Annotated in this window: 16 protein-coding genes; 6 read left to right on the top strand and 10 right to left on the bottom strand. The window is 49.0% G+C overall.

Features of this window, described 5'->3' with window-relative positions; genetic code table 11:
- The first annotated feature begins 27 nt into the window (after positions 1–27).
- Complete coding sequence (locus K2G41_RS01395; RefSeq protein WP_300113363.1) at positions 28–1,455, top strand: glutamate synthase subunit beta; 1,428 nt, start codon at positions 28–30, stop codon at positions 1,453–1,455.
- Positions 1,456–1,937: 482 nt separating this feature from the next.
- On the opposite strand, the gene hisIE is transcribed toward K2G41_RS01395, so the two are convergent.
- A complete protein-coding gene (gene hisIE / locus K2G41_RS01390; protein WP_300113360.1) occupies positions 1,938–2,537 on the bottom strand; it encodes a bifunctional phosphoribosyl-AMP cyclohydrolase/phosphoribosyl-ATP diphosphatase HisIE in 600 nt (199 codons plus the stop codon).
- Positions 2,534–3,295 (bottom strand): imidazole glycerol phosphate synthase subunit HisF, encoded by a 762-nt coding sequence (hisF, locus tag K2G41_RS01385; protein WP_300113357.1) that lies wholly within the window; start codon positions 3,293–3,295, stop codon positions 2,534–2,536. Before hisF ends, hisIE begins: the two co-directional genes overlap by 4 nt.
- Positions 3,296–3,606: 311 nt before the next feature.
- On the opposite strand from hisF, the gene K2G41_RS01380 reads away from it, so the two are divergent.
- From K2G41_RS01380 to K2G41_RS01365, 4 genes are all read left to right on the top strand, one after another.
- Positions 3,607–3,807, top strand: coding sequence for a hypothetical protein (locus K2G41_RS01380; protein WP_300113354.1), 201 nt, complete (start codon positions 3,607–3,609; stop codon positions 3,805–3,807).
- Positions 3,808–4,064: 257 nt separating this feature from the next.
- Positions 4,065–5,096 (top strand): tRNA dihydrouridine synthase DusB, encoded by a 1,032-nt coding sequence (gene dusB / locus K2G41_RS01375; RefSeq protein WP_300113351.1) that lies wholly within the window; start codon positions 4,065–4,067, stop codon positions 5,094–5,096.
- A gap of 49 nt (positions 5,097–5,145) precedes the next feature.
- Positions 5,146–5,847, top strand: coding sequence for a DUF2807 domain-containing protein (locus K2G41_RS01370; RefSeq protein WP_300113348.1), 702 nt, complete (start codon positions 5,146–5,148; stop codon positions 5,845–5,847).
- A 33-nt stretch (positions 5,848–5,880) separates the two neighbouring features.
- The gene (locus tag K2G41_RS01365; RefSeq protein ID WP_300113345.1) at positions 5,881–7,371 is read left to right on the top strand and encodes a lipopolysaccharide biosynthesis protein; all 1,491 of its coding nucleotides are present in this window, start codon (positions 5,881–5,883) and stop codon (positions 7,369–7,371) included.
- Positions 7,372–7,471: 100 nt separating this feature from the next.
- Here the strand turns inward: K2G41_RS01365 and K2G41_RS01360 are convergent, their stop codons facing one another.
- Positions 7,472–8,737, bottom strand: coding sequence for a histidine-type phosphatase (locus K2G41_RS01360; RefSeq protein ID WP_300113342.1), 1,266 nt, complete (start codon positions 8,735–8,737; stop codon positions 7,472–7,474).
- A 240-nt stretch (positions 8,738–8,977) separates the two neighbouring features.
- Here K2G41_RS01360 and K2G41_RS01355 point away from each other — a divergent pair, with 240 nt between their 5' ends.
- Entirely contained in the window at positions 8,978–9,244 is a 267-nt protein-coding gene (locus K2G41_RS01355) for a tetratricopeptide repeat protein (protein WP_300113339.1), read from the top strand.
- A gap of 93 nt (positions 9,245–9,337) precedes the next feature.
- Here the strand turns inward: K2G41_RS01355 and abc-f are convergent, their stop codons facing one another.
- From abc-f to K2G41_RS01320, 7 genes are all read right to left on the bottom strand, one after another.
- The gene (gene abc-f / locus K2G41_RS01350; RefSeq protein ID WP_300113336.1) at positions 9,338–11,140 is read right to left on the bottom strand and encodes a ribosomal protection-like ABC-F family protein; all 1,803 of its coding nucleotides are present in this window, start codon (positions 11,138–11,140) and stop codon (positions 9,338–9,340) included.
- Positions 11,137–12,459, bottom strand: coding sequence for a GTP-binding protein (locus K2G41_RS01345; RefSeq protein ID WP_300113333.1), 1,323 nt, complete (start codon positions 12,457–12,459; stop codon positions 11,137–11,139). Before K2G41_RS01345 ends, abc-f begins: the two co-directional genes overlap by 4 nt.
- Positions 12,460–12,517: 58 nt before the next feature.
- Positions 12,518–12,871, bottom strand: a complete 354-nt coding sequence (gene folB, locus K2G41_RS01340) for a dihydroneopterin aldolase (RefSeq protein ID WP_300113330.1) — start codon at positions 12,869–12,871, stop codon at positions 12,518–12,520.
- Positions 12,872–12,917: 46 nt separating this feature from the next.
- The gene (locus tag K2G41_RS01335; protein WP_300113327.1) at positions 12,918–14,096 is read right to left on the bottom strand and encodes a glycosyltransferase; all 1,179 of its coding nucleotides are present in this window, start codon (positions 14,094–14,096) and stop codon (positions 12,918–12,920) included.
- Positions 14,097–14,329: 233 nt separating this feature from the next.
- A complete protein-coding gene (locus K2G41_RS01330; RefSeq protein WP_300113324.1) occupies positions 14,330–14,995 on the bottom strand; it encodes a DKNYY domain-containing protein in 666 nt (221 codons plus the stop codon).
- Between the two features lie 92 nt (positions 14,996–15,087).
- Positions 15,088–16,365 (bottom strand): pitrilysin family protein, encoded by a 1,278-nt coding sequence (locus K2G41_RS01325; protein WP_300113321.1) that lies wholly within the window; start codon positions 16,363–16,365, stop codon positions 15,088–15,090.
- A 40-nt stretch (positions 16,366–16,405) separates the two neighbouring features.
- Positions 16,406–17,389, bottom strand: a complete 984-nt coding sequence (locus K2G41_RS01320; protein WP_300113318.1) for an NlpC/P60 family protein — start codon at positions 17,387–17,389, stop codon at positions 16,406–16,408.
- Between the last annotated feature and the right edge of the window lie 112 nt (positions 17,390–17,501).

The raw sequence follows: 17,501 nt of genomic DNA, 5'->3' as shown, positions 1-17,501 counted from the left end.
AAAATTAAACGATTAAAGTTCGCAAATATGGGAAATCCCACAGCATTTCTGAATATACCGCGCAAGGAAGCGGGCTACCGTCCCGTCCATGACCGCGTCAACGATTACGGTGAGGTCGAACAGACCCTCAATTCCGAGGATCGCCGCCTGCAGGCTTCGCGCTGCATGGAGTGTGGCGTGCCTTTCTGCCACTGGAGTTGCCCCCTCGGCAACCGTCAGCCTGAATGGCAGGACCGTCTCTATAAAAATGATATAAAAGGTGCTTATCAACTGCTCACGATGACGGACGATTTTCCGGAATTTACCGGTCGTGTCTGTCCCGCGCTCTGCGAGAAAGGATGTGTGCTCAACAAACAGCATGAACCCGTGACCATACGTGAGAACGAAGCAGCCATTGTCGAACGTGCGTTTAGCGAGGGCTATGTCACCGCCTGTCCGCCTAAGAAACGTAGCGGTTTCCGTGTGGCTGTTATCGGTTCAGGCCCTGCCGGACTTGCCTGTGCCAATCAGCTTAACCGTCGCGGGCATAGCGTCACGGTGTTTGAGAAAAACGAAGCACCCGGCGGCCTGCTGCGTTTCGGCATACCCGATTTCAAACTCAACAAGAGTGTGATCGACCGCAGACTTGATCTGCTCAAGGAGGAAGGTATTGAGTTCCGATGTGGAGTTAAGGTCGGGAGCGATGTTTCGGCTGAGGATCTGCTCGGTGAGTTTGATGCTGTCTGTCTGGCTATGGGTGCGGAAGTACCTCGTGATCTTGCCGTTGATGGCCGTGACTTGAAGGGCGTGCATTTCGCTCTCGAATTACTTCAGCAACAGAACCGTGTCAATGCCGGTACGGAGGTGAGCCGTCAGGATCGTATCTCGGCCAAGGGTAAGAATGTGCTTGTGATCGGTGGCGGTGACACCGGAAGCGACTGTGTCGGTACTGCTCACCGTCAGGGTGCGCTATCGGTCACGCAGATCGAGATAATGCCGAAGCCGCCGGTAGGGGATAACCCGGCTACTCCTTGGCCATACTGGCCTGTGGTGCTTAAAACTTCGAGCAGTCATCTCGAAGGATGTGACCGCCGCTGGTTGCTCGACACGCGTCGTTTCATTCCCGATTCTGACGGTCGCGTCAGCGAGGTTGAAGTTGAGGAAGTGGAATGGGTTAAGGATGAGGGAACCGGACGCATGAACCTTGTCCATACAGGCCGGAAGGAAATCATCAAGGCAGAACTCGTACTTCTCGCAATGGGATTCACTCAGCCGGTTGCCGAGGGTGTGATCGATGTACTTGGACTCGAAAAAGACCAGCGCGGTAATGTTAAGGTCAACGAATCAGGCCAGTCAAGCAATCCAAAGGTATTCGCTGCCGGAGATGTCTCGACAGGTGCGTCACTCGTTGTCCGCTGTATAGCTTCCGGGCGAAAGGCCGCGCAGGGCATACATGAATATCTGAACAGGAAATAAGAGGGCGTTTAATAACGAATGTTACAACCCTATACGAAAAAAGTGCAATAAGATTTCATTATCGCATCATTTTTAAGGCTTGCGGCTACTACCTTTGCAGTAGCAATGCAAGCCTTATTTCATGTCCCCGCCATCTGCATAGCACTTTTTTAAGCATTACATTAATTCACCCGATTACTAACCTTTTAACCCGATTTCTTATCTGAAAAACATTATATTGAATCATTTACGTTAGATCGCATTATTTCAATGATCCGGTTTCCCATTTCAGCCTATTTGTGTGGAGTTTTTTGATTTTTTTCTCCATCGTGATACAGTGAGATGAGTAAGTGTGATCATTTTTGAAGGGCCTGCGCTGATGCCGCCGGAAATTCTACATGATAATCTATCAGTTATCACTAAAGTTTAAATTCCGGTTTGCACAACGGGCGCAGACCCTGCAACATGTCTGATTATATTTCTATGAGGACTCTATTCCGATTTCAGGAGTGTCGGCGGAGGAGTTCTTTTTCGAGATCCGGCAGCGTGAGACCCATCTGTTCCACGAGTACGAGGAGATGATAGATTAGGTCACAAGCCTCGTAGGAGAAGCGGTCGCGATTTCCATCTACCGCCTCAACGACAGACTCAACAGCTTCCTCGCCGACTTTCTGTGCGATCTTCTTGACACCTTTTATGAAGAGACGTGTGGTGTAGCTATCCTCCGGCATTTCGGCATGACGGCGATTTATGAGGGCGGAAAGCGATCGGATAAAACCATCCTCGGCCGGAGTGTCGAAACATGACACCGTCCCGCGATGACAGGTGGGCCCGTGAGGCACTGCCTTTATTAATAAGGTGTCACCGTCACAGTCGGCATACATATCGACCACATCAAGGAAGTGACCGCTCGTCTCGCCTTTGGTCCACAGGCATGAACGCGTGCGCGAGTAGAAAGTGACATGTCCGGTGGAGCAGGTGAGATCGAAAGCTTCGCGGTTCATGTAGCCGAGCATGAGGACGCGGAGTGTCACCGAATCCTGAATGATGACAGGCAGGAGTCCGTCGGCACATTTATCGAGATTGAAATCATCAAAAGTCATAGTCTTACAGGGATATTTCGTGAGTGAAGTTCGTGTTTGAGGTCAGAGATGGATATTTCGCCGTAGTGGAATATCGAGGCTGCGAGAGCGGCATCCGCTTTGCCGAGTGTAAGCACATCGGCGATATCGGCGACTGATCCTGCACCACCTGAGGCGATGATGGGTATGCTCACCTCGGAGGCAAGGCGAGCGAAGACGTCGCAGGGATAGCCTGAGCGCGTGCCGTCATGGTTCATTGAAGTAAACATGATCTCACCTGCACCCATGTGTTCGGCCTCACGGGCCCATGAGAAGAGTTCGCGTTCGCTCATTCGGTTGCCGCCATGGGTAGTGACATGCCATATACCGTCATCATCGGAGAGCCGGGCATCGATAGCCACGACCACAAACTGACTGCCGTAGCGATTGGCTATTTCCGAGATGAGTTCTGGACGGCGGACAGCGGCCGAGTTGATTGTTATCTTGTCAGCTCCGGCATCGAGGAGACGTGAGGCATCTTCGAGTGATGATATGCCTCCGCCGACAGTGAATGGAATGTTGAGCCTGTCGGCTATGCGCCCGACAAGTTGAGCGAAGGTATTGCGCCCCTCAAGCGTCGCACTGATATCGAGAAACACGAGTTCGTCCGTACCCTCTGCGGCATATCGTGCTCCAAGTTCCACAGGATCTCCGACATCTGTGAGACCTTTGAAATTAATCCCTTTGACAGTACGGCCATCCTTGACGTCAAGACATGGGATGATGCGTTTAGCAAGCATTTGGTATTTAATTTTATATAAATTTATGTGTATTCTCGGAAAGATATGTTACAAATGTAGCACTTTTTTATGGATTTCAGAAATTTTCAGTGCATATCTTGTTTTGCAGTTTATCTGGTGAAAATAGGTATAAATCTTGCCAAATGTTAAATTAAGGGTGGATAAATGACAATTTTTAGAACTTTTTTACTAAAAAGTAAGCATGAGAGGAAAAAACTATAAAAAAAAGTTTGCCAAGTAAATAAAATGTCTTACCTTTGCGGTGTTTTTGAAGCTTAAAAATTGTTTTATAATTTAATCAAAAAGAAAAAATGAAAAAGTTAGTTTTATTACTCGCTGTCGTTTTCAGCGCATCACTTTTCTCTTGCGGTTCTTCTGACAAGGCTGCTGAAGCTGCTGACACCGCTGCTGTTGCAGTAGAGGAAGTTGCTGTTGAAGAAGTAGTTGTTGCTGATTCAGTTCCCGCTGACAGCGTAGCTGCTCCCGCTGACTCTGTAGCTGTTGCTGAATAATTTTCAGCCTACACAGTTCGCACTAACAGTACGAAAGAAAAAATCAAGCTGATTGCTCATGACTATGAGTGACCAGCTTCTTTTTTTGTACCCTTTAGAGCTAAAATTAGCAATTTAGGCCACTATTTAGCCAATCCGGCGAATAGATGGAGGGAAATTTATAAAAAATAGCTAATTTTGTTACATAAAATCAGAGAGCTGTCTCTTAGATTGATTCCGGCTCTGACTGTAAATGTCCACACTCCTTAGATACCCTAATGAAAATAGCAAATATAGATTTAGGTGAACGCCCTGTGATGCTTGCTCCGATGGAGGATGTCACTGACCGTTCTTTCCGCCTGATGTGCAAGGAGCAAGGTGCGTCGATGGTTTATACTGAATTTGTGAGTGCCGATGCACTCGTCCGCGACATACCTTCGACTGTCCGCAAACTTTCTATTGATCCCGGTGAACGTCCGACTGCCATACAGATCTACGGGCGTGAGGTCGAGCCGATGGTTGAGGCTGCCAAAATTGTCGAGGCTGCCGGTCCGGATATAATTGACATAAATTTCGGCTGTCCCGTTAAAAAAGTAGCGGGCAAGGGGGCGGGCGCAGGTATGCTGCGCGATATCCCTAAGATGCTTGAGATCACGCGTGCCGTGGTGAATGCTGTCAATCTTCCCGTCACTGTCAAGACCCGTCTCGGATGGGATCATGAGTCAAAGATAATAGTGACGCTTGCCGAGCAGCTTCAGGATTGCGGTATAAAGGCTCTGACTGTCCATGGACGTACGCGCTCGCAGATGTACACCGGATCTGCCGATTGGGAAATGATAGCGCGTGTGAAGGAGAATCCGCGTCTCACCATCCCGCTGATTGGTAACGGTGACATAACTACCCCTGAACTTGCGCGGGATGCATTCGGCCGTTATGGTGTCGATGGTGTCATGGTAGGGCGTGCGTCCATCGGTGCTCCTTGGATTTTCCGCGATATCCGCAGCTGTATTGATGCCACCGGAGTCGCACCGCTTGGCATAGCCGATAAGTTTGAACTGATCAGGCGTCAGATCCGTGAGAGTGTTGACCGCATTGACGAGTATCGTGGCATTCTCCATATCAGAAGGCATCTTGCGGCATCACCGCTGTTCAAAGGCATATCTAATTTCCGAAGCACGCGCATTGAAATGCTCCGCGCATCAACGCTCGACGAGCTTCTGTCTGTGCTGGCACGCGTAGAAGAAATCCTGATTGAGAATGAGCAGAGGGGAGAGCAAGGATCAATGGATCCCGATGCTCCGGAAATGTGAACAGATCGAAAGAATAATCTACAGACAATATAAATAGCGTTTTTAAATAATGAAACTGAAAGCTTTTTTCTCCCTGATGCTCCTGTTTGGATTCATCGGTGTGCAGGCTGCGGATCTCGTGAAGTACGAGCTTAATGTAGGTGAATTTCATGAACTGAAGGTCACGGACGGTCTTAATGTGGTCTATTCGTGCAATCCCGACTCCGCCGGTCTGGCTGTTTTTACAAGTCCGTCGTCACAGGCATCAGCCTTCATTTTCAATAATAACAAGGGAAAACTTTCAATGAAGATTTCCACGGAGAACGTGGGCGTGACAAATCTGCCGGTTGTGACGGTCTATTCTACCTATCTGACAAAGATAGAAAATGCAGGTGACTCACTGGTCAAGGTGGTGAATGTGGCAAACGGGCCGAAATTTACTGCCAAGCTTATCGGTAACGGCCGTATGTCTGTCCAAGGCGTGAAGGCTACGGAAGTAACGGCCGCACTCTCTACCGGCAACGGTACGCTTGTTATAAACGGTGAGTGTGAGCATGTGAACTTCAACTTTACCGGAACGGGAGTCATACAGGCTGACGGACTTGAGGCGCAGACTGCGTCAGTTAAGGCCGGTGGTACGGGTTCGATCGGACTTTGGGCTGTCAAGACCCTGAGCGTGATGGGTATGGGCAGTACCAAGTTGTATTACAAGGGTAATCCTGAGATCAAGAACCGTTCAGTCGGTATAAAGACTTTCCCGCTTGGAAAGTAAGCCCGATAAAAACCATAGAGACGGAAAGTGCGTATGAGCGAGGATAATGTCGGTGGTGTCGGCCTGAAAGTGGCCGTCGCGCGCAGTATCAAGTGGAATGTGATAGACCGCGTGTCGTCACAGCTGCTTTATACTGTCACCGGCATCGTGCTTGCGCGTATGCTCTCGCAGGAGGATTTCGGACTTGTTACCGTCATCCTCATTTTTCAGTCTTTTGCATCATTGTTTATTGACAGCGGTTTCTCGTCGGCATTGATCCAGCGGAAGAATCCGACACATCTTGACTATTCGACTGTGTTGTGGTTCAATCTTGGAATTGCCGTCGCGCTTTATATCATCCTGTTCTTTGCTTCACCGCTGATAGCCTATCTGTTTGGTGACGACGATCGCCTGATACCGCTTGCGCGTGTGATGTTCCTTTCATTCATATTGAATGCCACAGCGATTGTCCAGACGAATATGCTTATGAAGCGTATGGAAGTGAAGATGATCGCCGTAAGCAATTCCATCGGTCTTATAGGCGGTTCCGTCATTGGGATCTATATGGCTGTGACAGGTTGGGGAGCTTGGGCTATGGTCTGGCAGACCTTGGTTATTGCGGCTGTCAAGTCGATTATCCTTTGGTGGACAGGAGGATGGAGACCTTTATGGAAATTCTCCATGACTTCGCTTAAAAGCTGTTTTGCCGTGGGCAGTGGGGTGATGGTTTCGTCCTTTCTCAACACGGTGTTTCAGAATATCGCAAGTTTTTTCATCGGCCTGAAAGTCGGACTTGTGTCTGTGGGTTATTATGGTCAGGCCGACAAGTGGAGCAAAATGGGGGTGATGTCCCTCTCGCAGGTATTGACGGCTTCGTTCCTTCCGCTCCTTTCAGAGGTGCAGGATGATGACGAACGCTATGCTTATATGTGCGGTAAGACCCACCGTTTCACTTCCTACCTGCTTTTCCCGGCCATGGGTCTGCTGATAATAATGGCAAGACCGATATTCCATACGCTTTTCGACACGAAATGGGATCCTTCAATCCCACTTTTTCAGATCATGCTTGTGCAGGGTGTCTTTACAGTGTTGATGCTTCTCTATCGTAACTTTATCCTCGGTCTTGGAAAAGCAAAACTGCTTGCTGTCACTGAACTGATCCGTGATGTGACTGCTGTCGGCGCGATTATCATTGTATTGCCCTACATTGGTTTTGCTACTCCTCAGTCGCCGGTCGAAGGATTGAAATATCTGCTTGTCGGTCAGGTAATAGCTTCGGCCCTAACATGGGGTGTGACTCTTTATTATGTCATCCGGCTTACGAAGCGTCCGCTATGGAGCTATATCGCGGATATGATCCCGTATCTTGCGATGACGGCTGTGATAATGATCCCGTGTTATTTTGTCGGTCATCTCGACGTGCATCCTCTTGCTGTATGCATCATGCAGGCATCCGTGTTTGCCTTGCTTTACCTCGGTTGCAATTATCTGATGCATTCACGTATTCAGAAAGATGCTATCGCTTATTTCAGAGGTAAGCTTTAGGAATAGGTAGTATTGAACACCTGCAAAAAAACGATTCAGGGCCTGCGTATCATTTGCGCAGACCCTGAATCGTTTTTGGGTTAATACTTATATTTCCTGCTTATACTTGGTAATGGAGAGGAAGACAGCGGTTGAGATAGTCACGTGCCTGCTGCCAAGGAATGTAGATGGTATTCTGACCGGGTATAAGCGGGACAGGGGTCTCGTTGAGATCAACACGGACGTAGTATTTTCCGCTTTCAGATTGGAAAAGAATCATCTGCAGGTTGGAGGCCATGGGAACGACATAGAAGTCACGCCAGTGAAGTCCAACGGTGTCGAAATAGTTGGTCATATAATAGCAACCGGGAATGTGCATGAGTGCGAGAAGCGGCATCATGGTTTCGGCATGACCGAAACGCAGCATGACGCTGTAAGGATTGCTGCCTGCAATGGCAGTGTCGATTGTGGATATGAGTTCGGATAGCAGCTTGGATGCAAGGTCAGGAGCTGCACTCGAAAGGGTGGATGCGGAGTGAGTCAGGTAATGATGAAGATTCTCGACGCTCCAGAGGGCGTTGATCTCTGCCTGAGTGAAATATTTCTGCAGATCTATCTGTACCGACATAGCCGCACAGCCGGCGAGCACTTTATAAATGGCCAGACTTACATCGCGGGCTTCATCGCCAAAAAACGGATAATTCTTGCCGAGGGCGCGTTCAGCAACAGTTACAGGGACTTGCTTATTCAGGAAATCTTCATAGACTTTGTGCCATTCCTCTCCGGCCATGAACTCCTTATAGGCTTCATCATCATGCCAAGGACGCACGAGCGGTGAATTCTGACGACCGGATGACATATAGATCTCCACTTTGTTGTTGAGACGCGTCAGTTGATGGGTAAATTCGTCCATCGACATGACACATCTGGGAACATAGGAAGAGATGGCATTTATCTTTGTGTTGTCGAACAGAGGACGGTAGGCCATAAAAGCGCGTGAGGCTATGGCACGTTGCTCTGCCATACCGAGTGAGTCGAGCGCACCCCAGCGTCCGGCTGTACGCGTGACAACGAGATCGCAGATCCGTATAAGCTCTCGCCCCATCGGAGTGATGGTCTTCAGCGAGTCGGCTTTATGGAGTGTGCGGAGAAGAGAAGTAGTATATTTGGACGATGAAAGAAACCTTGCTCCGTGACGCCCTACGTGGTTAAGATAGACAGGTTTGAGTGAGTCCGGATAGGCGAGATCCCTGACCGTCCGGTCGGGATAAGGATTGGCTGAACCCTGACACTCGATGAAAGAGTAGTCAGTAGCAGTCGGATCAACCGCAAGTGCATTGAAAGTCACACCGAGCAGGAGCGAAAACAGAAAATGTAGTTTCTTCATTGTGATGACAATTCTTTTTAGTAGTTTTGCGTACTGTTGGACATACGTGGCGTTTTTTGATATGCAGATAGCTCTGACCGGGAGGATAGGATCCTGATCTATTCGGATAGAAACACTATCTAACAGTTAAACAGCGTTAAAATCTCTTTTGTTCAGTCCTGATGCATGTCACGCGTTCTTATCACGTAAGTTTCAACGGTTGAAAACATTAATTAGGAAACTCAAGCCGATAATATTGATATGGCGCAGGATTACCGCATACTTATTTCAGAGGGTAAGATCGAGGCGGCTCTGTCTGTTCTCGATGATCTCATTAAACTCTCTCCGGATGATGACAGACTGCTTTTCGAGCGCGGGAAGCTGAGATGGCGCATAGGAGACCGTGCAGGGGCAACCGGTGACTATGCCAAGGCTTCAATGATCAATCCCGAAAGTCCGGCGGCCAAAGCTCTCGAACAGGCTCGTGATATCGCTGATTTCTTTAATCCGGATCTATATAATCCCTAAACAATAGATGGGATTATATAGACCGGAATAGATGTATGGTTGAAGCTTTCCTAAAAGTTATGGTTGAAACATGAGGTAGGGGGGAGGATGAGATCACTCCTTTTCCGAGAGTTCGAGCCAACGCATCTCTTTCTCATCGAGGATATCTTTGAGTTCGCTGTATCGTTTGGCTTTTTCAGCTATGTCCGTAAGCTCTTCACCGGAATTGAACAGTGCTTCGAGCGAGGCTTTTTCTTCCGTCAGTTCATCAATCTCCTTGGTGAGGGCTTCGAGTTCTTTCCGCTCCTTGAATGTGAGTCTTTGCGGACGCTCGTTCACCCTGCGTGAAGTCTGCCCATCCTGCTGTGACGACGACGTGGCGACAGCTTTTGCCGCTGCTTGTGTGGCCTTGGCCTGCTCCTTGAGATAATTCCGATAATCAGTGTAATTTCCGGGAAAATCCTTGATGACACCGTTGCCCTCCATGACGAAGAGATGATCCACGATCGAATCAAGGAAGAAACGGTCATGCGAAATGACTATGACACAGCCCTTGAATTCTCTCAGATAGTCCTCAAGGATACCGAGGGTCATGATGTCAAGGTCGTTTGTCGGCTCATCGAGAATCAGGAAGTTGGGTTGTGTGATGAGGACGGCAGCGAGATTCAGGCGTCGCATCTCACCTCCGCTCAAAGTGGATATGTATTTCTGCTGATCCGCTGGTGAAAAGAGGAAGCGGTTCAGGAATTGCATGGGGGAGTAGTGGGTCGTGCCGTTGATCACTACGTCCTCGGTTATGTCCGTGATGGCATCGATCACTTTTTTGCCGGGAGGTAGTTGGAGACCTTCCTGCGAATAGTAACCGAAACGGACGGTCTCGCCGACATTCCATGCACCGCTGTCGGGGGCTATCAGTCCTTGGAGCATCTTGACGAAAGTCGATTTGCCGACTCCGTTTCCGCCGATTATGCCGAGTTTTTCATAACGTGCGAAATTGTAAGTGAAATCATCAAGGATGACTTTGTCGCCGAAACGCTTTGAAATACCCTCGGCTTCAAAAATCTTTGAGCCTATGTAGGATGATTTGATTTCAGTCGGGTCGATCTGCTTCTCATCATAATTGGCACGAGAGCGTTCCTTCAGATCATAGAATGCATTGATGCGGTAACGTGCTTTTCCTGCACGGGCCTGTGGCTGACGGCGCATCCATTCCTGTTCTTTGCGCAGCAGATTCTTCACCTTGGCAAGTTCGCCCGTAAGAGCCTCGATCCGTTCGGCACGCCGGCGGAGATAGAGGTCGAAGTTTCCTTCGTATGTGAAGATCTGCTGCATGTCTATCTCGATGATCTTGTTGCAGACACGATCAAGAAAGTAGCGGTCATGAGTCACCATCAGCAGTGTCACACGCATACGTGTGAGATAGTTCTCAAGCCATTCGACTGAGGCAAGGTCAAGGTGGTTGGTGGGTTCGTCGAGTATAAGGAGGTCGGGATTGCCGAGCAGTACCTGCGCGAGAGCCACACGTTTCAGCTGGCCACCTGACAGGTGATCGACTTCGCGCGACGGATCATCAATGCCGAGCTGCGAGAGCATCTGTCTTATGCGGTCCTCGTGTCCCCATTCCTCATGCTGTTCGGGGCGCACTGTAGCAAGGAGGTTGTCCATAATGGATTTTCCCTTCTCGAATTCCGGCATCTGCGCGAGGAAACCTACGCGCAGATCGTTGCGGAATGTAACGGATCCGCTGTCTGGAGCTTCACTTCCGGACAGAATGCGGAGCAGAGTCGATTTTCCTGTACCGTTCTTGGCGATAAGACCAATCTTGTCACCTTCGTTAACGCCGAAGGTGACAGAGTCGAATAGCAGGCGGTCGCCGTAGCTTTTGGTCAGATTTTCTACTTGCAGATATGGCTTCATACGTCAAGACAGGCATCGAGGGCTTCAGTGATTGCTTTGCGGTCGAGATTCTGTCCGATGAATACAATCTTGATCATGCGGTCGCCATAGTCATCATCCCAATCACGGAGTATAGAAGGATCCTGCTCCACGAGTTCCTGAAGTTCGTCCTCCGGTGCTGTCGCAAACCACATTCCAGCCTCTTTGAGCTGCTTCTGACGACCGGCACTTTCAAAAAGATATGACATGTCGGGATTATTGCCGAAATAGCAGATGCCTTTGGAACGGATGATATTTTTAGGCCACTTATTGGCTGCGAAATAGTCGAATTTGTTCAGATCGAAACCGGGGCGGCGGAAATAAACGAATGTGCCGATACCATATTCCTCAGCCTCTCCTTCACCGTGATGGTGATGATGGTGGTGGCAGTCGCATGTGCAGCCTTCGCCATGCTCATGATGATCATGTTCGTGCTCGTGCTCGTGGTGGTGGCATTCGCATTCATCATCGTGGTCATGCCCGTGGTCATGGTGGTGCTCGTGATCATGCTCATGTTCGTGATGATGGTGATGCTCATGTTCATGGTGTTCGCGTTCCTCTTCCTCGATCTGTTCGATAGGTTTCTCAATCTCCTGTACCCAAGCGGCTGAGGTTGCGACACTGTTGAAATTGAAGAGGTGTGTGTTGATGATATCGTTTATATCAACGTCAGCATAATCACACTCGATTATGCGTGCGCCGGGATTGAGGGTCTTGATGATGGTGCGGATGCGTCCCTTTTCCTTGTCCGTGACTTCAGAGATTTTATTAAGAATAATTATATTGCAAAATTCCATCTGCTGGATGACGAGATTTGCAATGTCTTCCTCATCATGTTTCTCCGAGGTAAGGATCTCACCGCAGTTGAACTCATCCTGCATACGCAGGGCATCCACAACAGTCACAATGCAGTCGAGGCGGGGCACGCCATTCTTGGTGTAGTCCGCACCCATCTGAGGAATTGAGCAGATGGTCTGGGCGATAGGTGCAGGCTCGCAGATACCACTTGCTTCGATGACGATGTAGTCGAATTTACCCATAGCCAAGATGTCGTCGATTTGCTTTACGAGATCCATTTTAAGGGTGCAGCAGATGCAGCCGTTCTGCAGGGCCACGAGTGAATCATCCTTTGTATCGACTATACCACCGCGCTGGATAAGATCGGCATCGATGTTCACCTCACCGATATCATTGACGATAACAGCGAAACGGATTCCGCGTTCGTTGGTGAGGATATGGTTCACAAGAGTGGTCTTGCCACTTCCGAGATAGCCGGTTAGAAGAAGGACAGGAGTTGACATATTGTAGATTATAGATTTATTTTTATTGTTTGGAATATCGAAATAACACAGGTGGAAATTACCATTCGAGTTTGACGGCCGTACCGTCAATGTCTGCCGGAATGGGAGGATTGAGTTTCGTAAGCCGTATAGAGCCTCCGGAAATGGCCGGATAAGCCTCGGTCAATGCACGGTAAATACGACCGACGACATGTTCGAGCAGGTCGGACGGAATATCCATCTGGGACCGGATAATCTCGATGGCCTCCGCATAGTTCAGCGTGTCGGTAACGTCGTCACTCTCCATCGCCTTTTCTATAGGGTAGTCGAGATGGACTGTAAGTTCGAATGTGTTACCGTTGCGCCGCTCTTCCTCAAACACTCCGTGACGGGCGAAGAGGCGCAGACCGTTGATCTCAATAGTGCCTTTCATCGTTTATGGGATTTTTAATACGCCGGCAGAATAAGTAAATTGCCGATCAGTTCCAAGTGAGGTTGTGACCGCGTTTGAACAGTCCTTTGATCCGATAGTAGAAGTTATAGACAGGTTCGTAGGTCATGAACCAAGGCACTGTAAGGAGCAAGGGACGCGAACCGAGTGACCGTGATGTCTTGCACCATGCAAACATCAGTGTTATGGTCACGGCGAGCCATATCACACAGGCTGCGATAAGCGGAATTATGGACGGGAAACCAATGATGGAAAGTGCTACGGCTGATCCAAGCAGAATCCACCATGCCAATGAGCATGAGCCGAAGAATACTCGTGACCATGTGCGCAGTGATTTTGCCGTGTAGTCATAACGCAGTTTTGCATTGCGATGTGCTATCTGTGGGTATGAATCAAGAACCTCGACGATTGAGGCAGTGGAGAGTTCGACGGCGGTGTTATGTGCGTTGGCCACTTCGTTGACAAAAAGGTCATCGTCACCGAACTTCAGATGCAGTGTGCGTGAGAAACCCTTGTTCTTGAAAAAAACCGAACGGCGGTAGGCGAGATTGTAGCAGTTGCCACGATAAGGACGTTCGGCTATAGCCCACGAGAGATATTCGACAGCTGTGCGGACTTCATCGAAAGAGTGAAGCCGCTTCCACGGGTTGGGTACATCGTCAGGGATAAGGGGTGTTGCATAGCCGATCACGACTTCTTTGCCTGTGATGAAATGGCGCATCATGCATTTCAACCATGTAGGCGATTCAATGCGGCAATTACCTGTGGTGAGCATGATCACCTCATAGCGTGCAGCCTTTATGCCAAGAGTGATGGCGAGTTTTTTCCTTGACAGCGAACGCGACTCAAGTGGGGTGAAGGTCATGTAGAGATTTGGATAGCGGCGTTCGAGACGAGCGATGACATCTTTTGTTGATGAAACCGCACCGTCATTGACAACGATCACTTCAAAGTGGCCGTCGTACTGCTGTTCGAGAATCTGGGGAAGGAGTATTTCCAGATTGGAAGCATCATCTTCAGAATACACTATTACGGATACCGAGGGATAGGCTGACGGTTCGGTCGGGAATGGAGCTTCATTGTCTCGTGTGATCCGAGAACTGACCGAGGCCACATAATGACGGAATCCTAAAATGAGGTAGAGGGAGGCTACGACAATGATAGAGAGGAGAATTATGATAGTCGGAGTGAATTGAAGTTCAAACATCTGATAGACGGGCTTTGAATAGATTGGGGGTATGATATTGGAAGCGATTTCTATTGCAAAATCAAGATGCAAATTTACGAAATCCCATTTAAATATCATGTTCTACTTTCAAAAAATTATATTGGAACTAATCTCTAAACTTATTACGGAATGAGAAAACATTTGCCTTCATGTTGTAATACTATCCAACAAAGGTAGTCACAGTATCACATTGAGGGCTGACATAGGGAGGATTATTTGACTTTTTTACCGAAATAATACGTGCTCCATGTGTCCTTTGCGTAGCCGTCTTTAAGAACTTGGAAAGATCCTGCTGAGACACCGCTGATCTTCTTGCCATCAAAATAGGCATTCCACGTATCCTTGGCATATCCATCACGTAGGACGGTGAACGAACCGGCACTTGCACCTGAAATTTTTACTCCTAAGTAGTAAGCATTCCACGTGTCTTTGGCGTAGCCGTCTTTCAATACTTGAAACGATCCGGCTGATGCATCCCCAATCTTTTTTCCGTTGAAATATACGCTCCATGTGTCCTTGGCATATCCGTCACCGAGGACGGTGAATGAACCGGCACTTGCCCCGGAAATTTTCACTCCTTGGTAATAAACATTCCACGTGTCTTTAGCATAAAAATCGCCGAGATCCTTGAAGTTCATGCTGCTTGCATCTTTCACCTTATGTCCGTCAAAATAGACACCGTTGCTATCAACGAAATACGATGGTCTGTGCGGTCTATGCGGTCTGCCGGGTTTCTGATGACCGTTATTCCCATGACGTGCGGCCTGTTCCTGCTGTTGGTAGGGAGCTTCATGATGCGGGGTCTGAGCTGCAGATGTTGAATATGTGAACCACAGAAGACCGATAGTCAGCAGGGAGGTAGAGATCTTGTTGAGCATAGCGGAAAGAATTAAAAGTGTGATAGAAGAAATAATACTATTTAGACGTGTCACACGGTCAAAAGTTTAACCTTTATCGCATTAAGCATAGATCAGTTTCCCGCTGTTGCAATTATGGCCGCGGAAGTGTCGAAATAACGTCGGGCCATGTCGGCAAGAATGTCGGGGGTGAGATTGCGTGCGAGACGTTCCTGCTGTTCGAAGTAATCATCAGGTGTATATGCGAAGATATGAGTCTGCGTATAATCTATCCGGCTGAAGGGAGTATCAAGGATGGTGGCGAGGTTTGAAAGAAGGAAGCGAGAGAGACGCCTGATCTCATCGTCGGTATAGCTTGCAGGATCTTTCATCTTTTCCATCTCGTCGAATATCAAGCGAATCACTTCTTCTTTCGCCGATCCGTCGGTCTGGGTTGCGACGGTGATAAAACTGCGCTGCGAGTAGCCGAGAAGTGCGGCGGAAATACCGTAGGTAAGCCCCTTGTCCTCACGTATATTGAGCATGAGGCGGCTACCGAAGTATCCACCGAGGGCAGTTACAGCGGCACGTAGAGGTACGAAATCATCACTCTCACGACCGACGGCAGGAATCATCATTTTTACCGCGCTCTGTCGAGCATGATCCAATGTGACGTCGATCCGTTGCTGTTTTTCTATCTTGTCAGGGAAATGGAGGGTAGCTATGGGGACGGAAGCGTGTGAGGGGAAACGGGAGAAGACCTTATCAACCGCTTTTATCATAGTCTCGGTAATGTTTCCTGCGAAGAAGATATGAATTTCTTTGGGATCAAGACGTGAGTAGTGAAAATCTGAAAGCTCTTCCGGCGTGAAGGACCGGATCTCGTCGGGCGAGTCAGTCCGGGCAAGCGGATTGGATTCTCCATAAGCGACGGGACGTATGGCTTTATCGGCAAGGAATGATACTTTACCATGCTCGATGTCCAGCCGTGCTGCCTGACGTTGGAGCAGGTTGGCGACAGCCTCAGCCGGGAACGTTGGAAACAGTATCATTTCAGCAAGTACCGGAAGAAGATCCTCAAACTTGTCGTTGAGACTTGATAGAGTAATGGTGGAATAGTGGGTTGAGACGGAGGAGTTGATCCAAGCACCGTTGTATTCGAGTGTATTGGCTATTTCTTCTCCGGTCATGCGTTTAGTTCCCTCGATCAGAACCATTGCCGCACATGACGCCAATCCCGGTTTCGGTGATTCGGCCTCTCCTGCGGGAAGGGCAACCGTCAGACGGCTGACTTCGATCTCGCTACCGCTCTCGACATAGATCCGTATGCCGTTAGTAAGTGTGTGGGTTGATGCAGGAGCGAGGACGAGGGGTCCGAAATTATATACTTTTGGGGCGATGGTGCGGTTCATTGGTCTGAATTGATGAAAAGTAAACGTTGTTATTAACGGCTCATTTGTTCAGGATGGAGTCGATTTTCTGCTCGATAAGCGAGTTGAGGACTGCTTTGCGAGCCTCATCGGCGGTGGGTTCAGCCTTTGCTTTAGGAGACTCGGCAGAAACAGTCGGGACAGTGGCTTTAGTTGCTTGTTTTGACTCGCGGATAGGAGTGGCGGTGACTGTCGCTACTGTCCGGTTGGATTTTACGGCCGGAACGGGGGGCGCTGTCTCAGAAACAACGGCAGGAGCGGGCTGATTGTTCGTTGTGACAGGTGTGGTTGATTTCTGCGGAAGCGATGTCGCAGGTGTCATCTTATAGGGTAGGGCTTCTCCGGCTGGAGCGGTGGATGGCTGCTGGGCCGGAGTGGTCTTTTGGCCGGATGAGGCTAAACCGGATGAGGCAGGTGTTTTGGGGGATGGTTTAGAGGTGGATTTTGCTGACGATTTGGAGATCATGGCTCGGTATTTATCCACCGACCCTGCGCCGGCGTAGGTTCTGACGTAGTAATCGGATTCAATGTCACTGACCACTACGCCACCCGATGTGGATGAATGGATCATGCGTCCGTCACCGACGTAGATTCCGACGTGAGATACGGTCTTTGATGAACCTGTGGCAAAGAAGATAAGATCGCCCGGCATAAGCTGATTTTTCTGCAGCGGAGAGCAATAGCGTGCCTGCTCGCTTGAGCTTCGCGGCAATTTAATGTCGAGCGCGCTTCGATAGACATTGATCACGAGACCGGAGCAATCGACACCGCGTTTGTCCTCACCGCCGTATTTATATGGTGTGCCGAGCCACCGGCGAGCTTCGTCGAGAAGTGCGTTGGACTGCGGTGGAAGTGACTTGGGAATTTCAAACGTGCGCGTGTCAGCGCGGCCTCCGCCCTTGGACTGATAAGGGATGGCGGAGGTGTGCTTTGAACTGCCGCATGACGCAAGCAGTGAGGCCACAATGGCCAAAAGCAGCAGGAGAGGTGGTTTTTTTGACATCATGTGGCAAAATTACAAATAAAAACTGACAGTTTTATTTTAACAAAACAACATATATCAGCTTCAAGGGCTAAATATATCTTAAATGCTCCGAAAATCGTCTTAATTTATTTTA

Origin of the sequence: Duncaniella sp., assembly GCF_029056165.1 — a bacterium.
Lineage (GTDB): Bacteria > Bacteroidota > Bacteroidia > Bacteroidales > Muribaculaceae > Duncaniella.
The sequence above is the reverse complement of the archived record's forward strand: the minus strand, read 5'-3'. Positions and strand labels throughout refer to the sequence as shown.

Bases quoted from the DNA above. Each gene is read 5' to 3' on its own strand.
- K2G41_RS01325 (WP_300113321.1), bottom strand. From the start codon at position 16,365: ATGAACCGCACCATCGCCCCAAAAGTATATAATTTCGGACCCCTCGTC.
- K2G41_RS01380 (WP_300113354.1), top strand. From the start codon at position 3,607: ATGAAAAAGTTAGTTTTATTACTCGCTGTCGTTTTCAGCGCATCACTT.
- abc-f (WP_300113336.1), bottom strand. From the start codon at position 11,140: ATGAAGCCATATCTGCAAGTAGAAAATCTGACCAAAAGCTACGGCGAC.
- K2G41_RS01355 (WP_300113339.1), top strand. From the start codon at position 8,978: ATGGCGCAGGATTACCGCATACTTATTTCAGAGGGTAAGATCGAGGCG.
- K2G41_RS01395 (WP_300113363.1), top strand. From the start codon at position 28: ATGGGAAATCCCACAGCATTTCTGAATATACCGCGCAAGGAAGCGGGC.
- K2G41_RS01360 (WP_300113342.1), bottom strand. From the start codon at position 8,737: ATGAAGAAACTACATTTTCTGTTTTCGCTCCTGCTCGGTGTGACTTTC.
- K2G41_RS01330 (WP_300113324.1), bottom strand. From the start codon at position 14,995: ATGCTCAACAAGATCTCTACCTCCCTGCTGACTATCGGTCTTCTGTGG.
- K2G41_RS01335 (WP_300113327.1), bottom strand. From the start codon at position 14,096: ATGTTTGAACTTCAATTCACTCCGACTATCATAATTCTCCTCTCTATC.
- K2G41_RS01345 (WP_300113333.1), bottom strand. From the start codon at position 12,459: ATGTCAACTCCTGTCCTTCTTCTAACCGGCTATCTCGGAAGTGGCAAG.
- K2G41_RS01370 (WP_300113348.1), top strand. From the start codon at position 5,146: ATGAAACTGAAAGCTTTTTTCTCCCTGATGCTCCTGTTTGGATTCATC.
- K2G41_RS01365 (WP_300113345.1), top strand. From the start codon at position 5,881: ATGAGCGAGGATAATGTCGGTGGTGTCGGCCTGAAAGTGGCCGTCGCG.
- hisF (WP_300113357.1), bottom strand. From the start codon at position 3,295: ATGCTTGCTAAACGCATCATCCCATGTCTTGACGTCAAGGATGGCCGT.
- hisIE (WP_300113360.1), bottom strand. From the start codon at position 2,537: ATGACTTTTGATGATTTCAATCTCGATAAATGTGCCGACGGACTCCTG.
- folB (WP_300113330.1), bottom strand. From the start codon at position 12,871: ATGAAAGGCACTATTGAGATCAACGGTCTGCGCCTCTTCGCCCGTCAC.
- dusB (WP_300113351.1), top strand. From the start codon at position 4,065: ATGAAAATAGCAAATATAGATTTAGGTGAACGCCCTGTGATGCTTGCT.
- K2G41_RS01320 (WP_300113318.1), bottom strand. From the start codon at position 17,389: ATGATGTCAAAAAAACCACCTCTCCTGCTGCTTTTGGCCATTGTGGCC.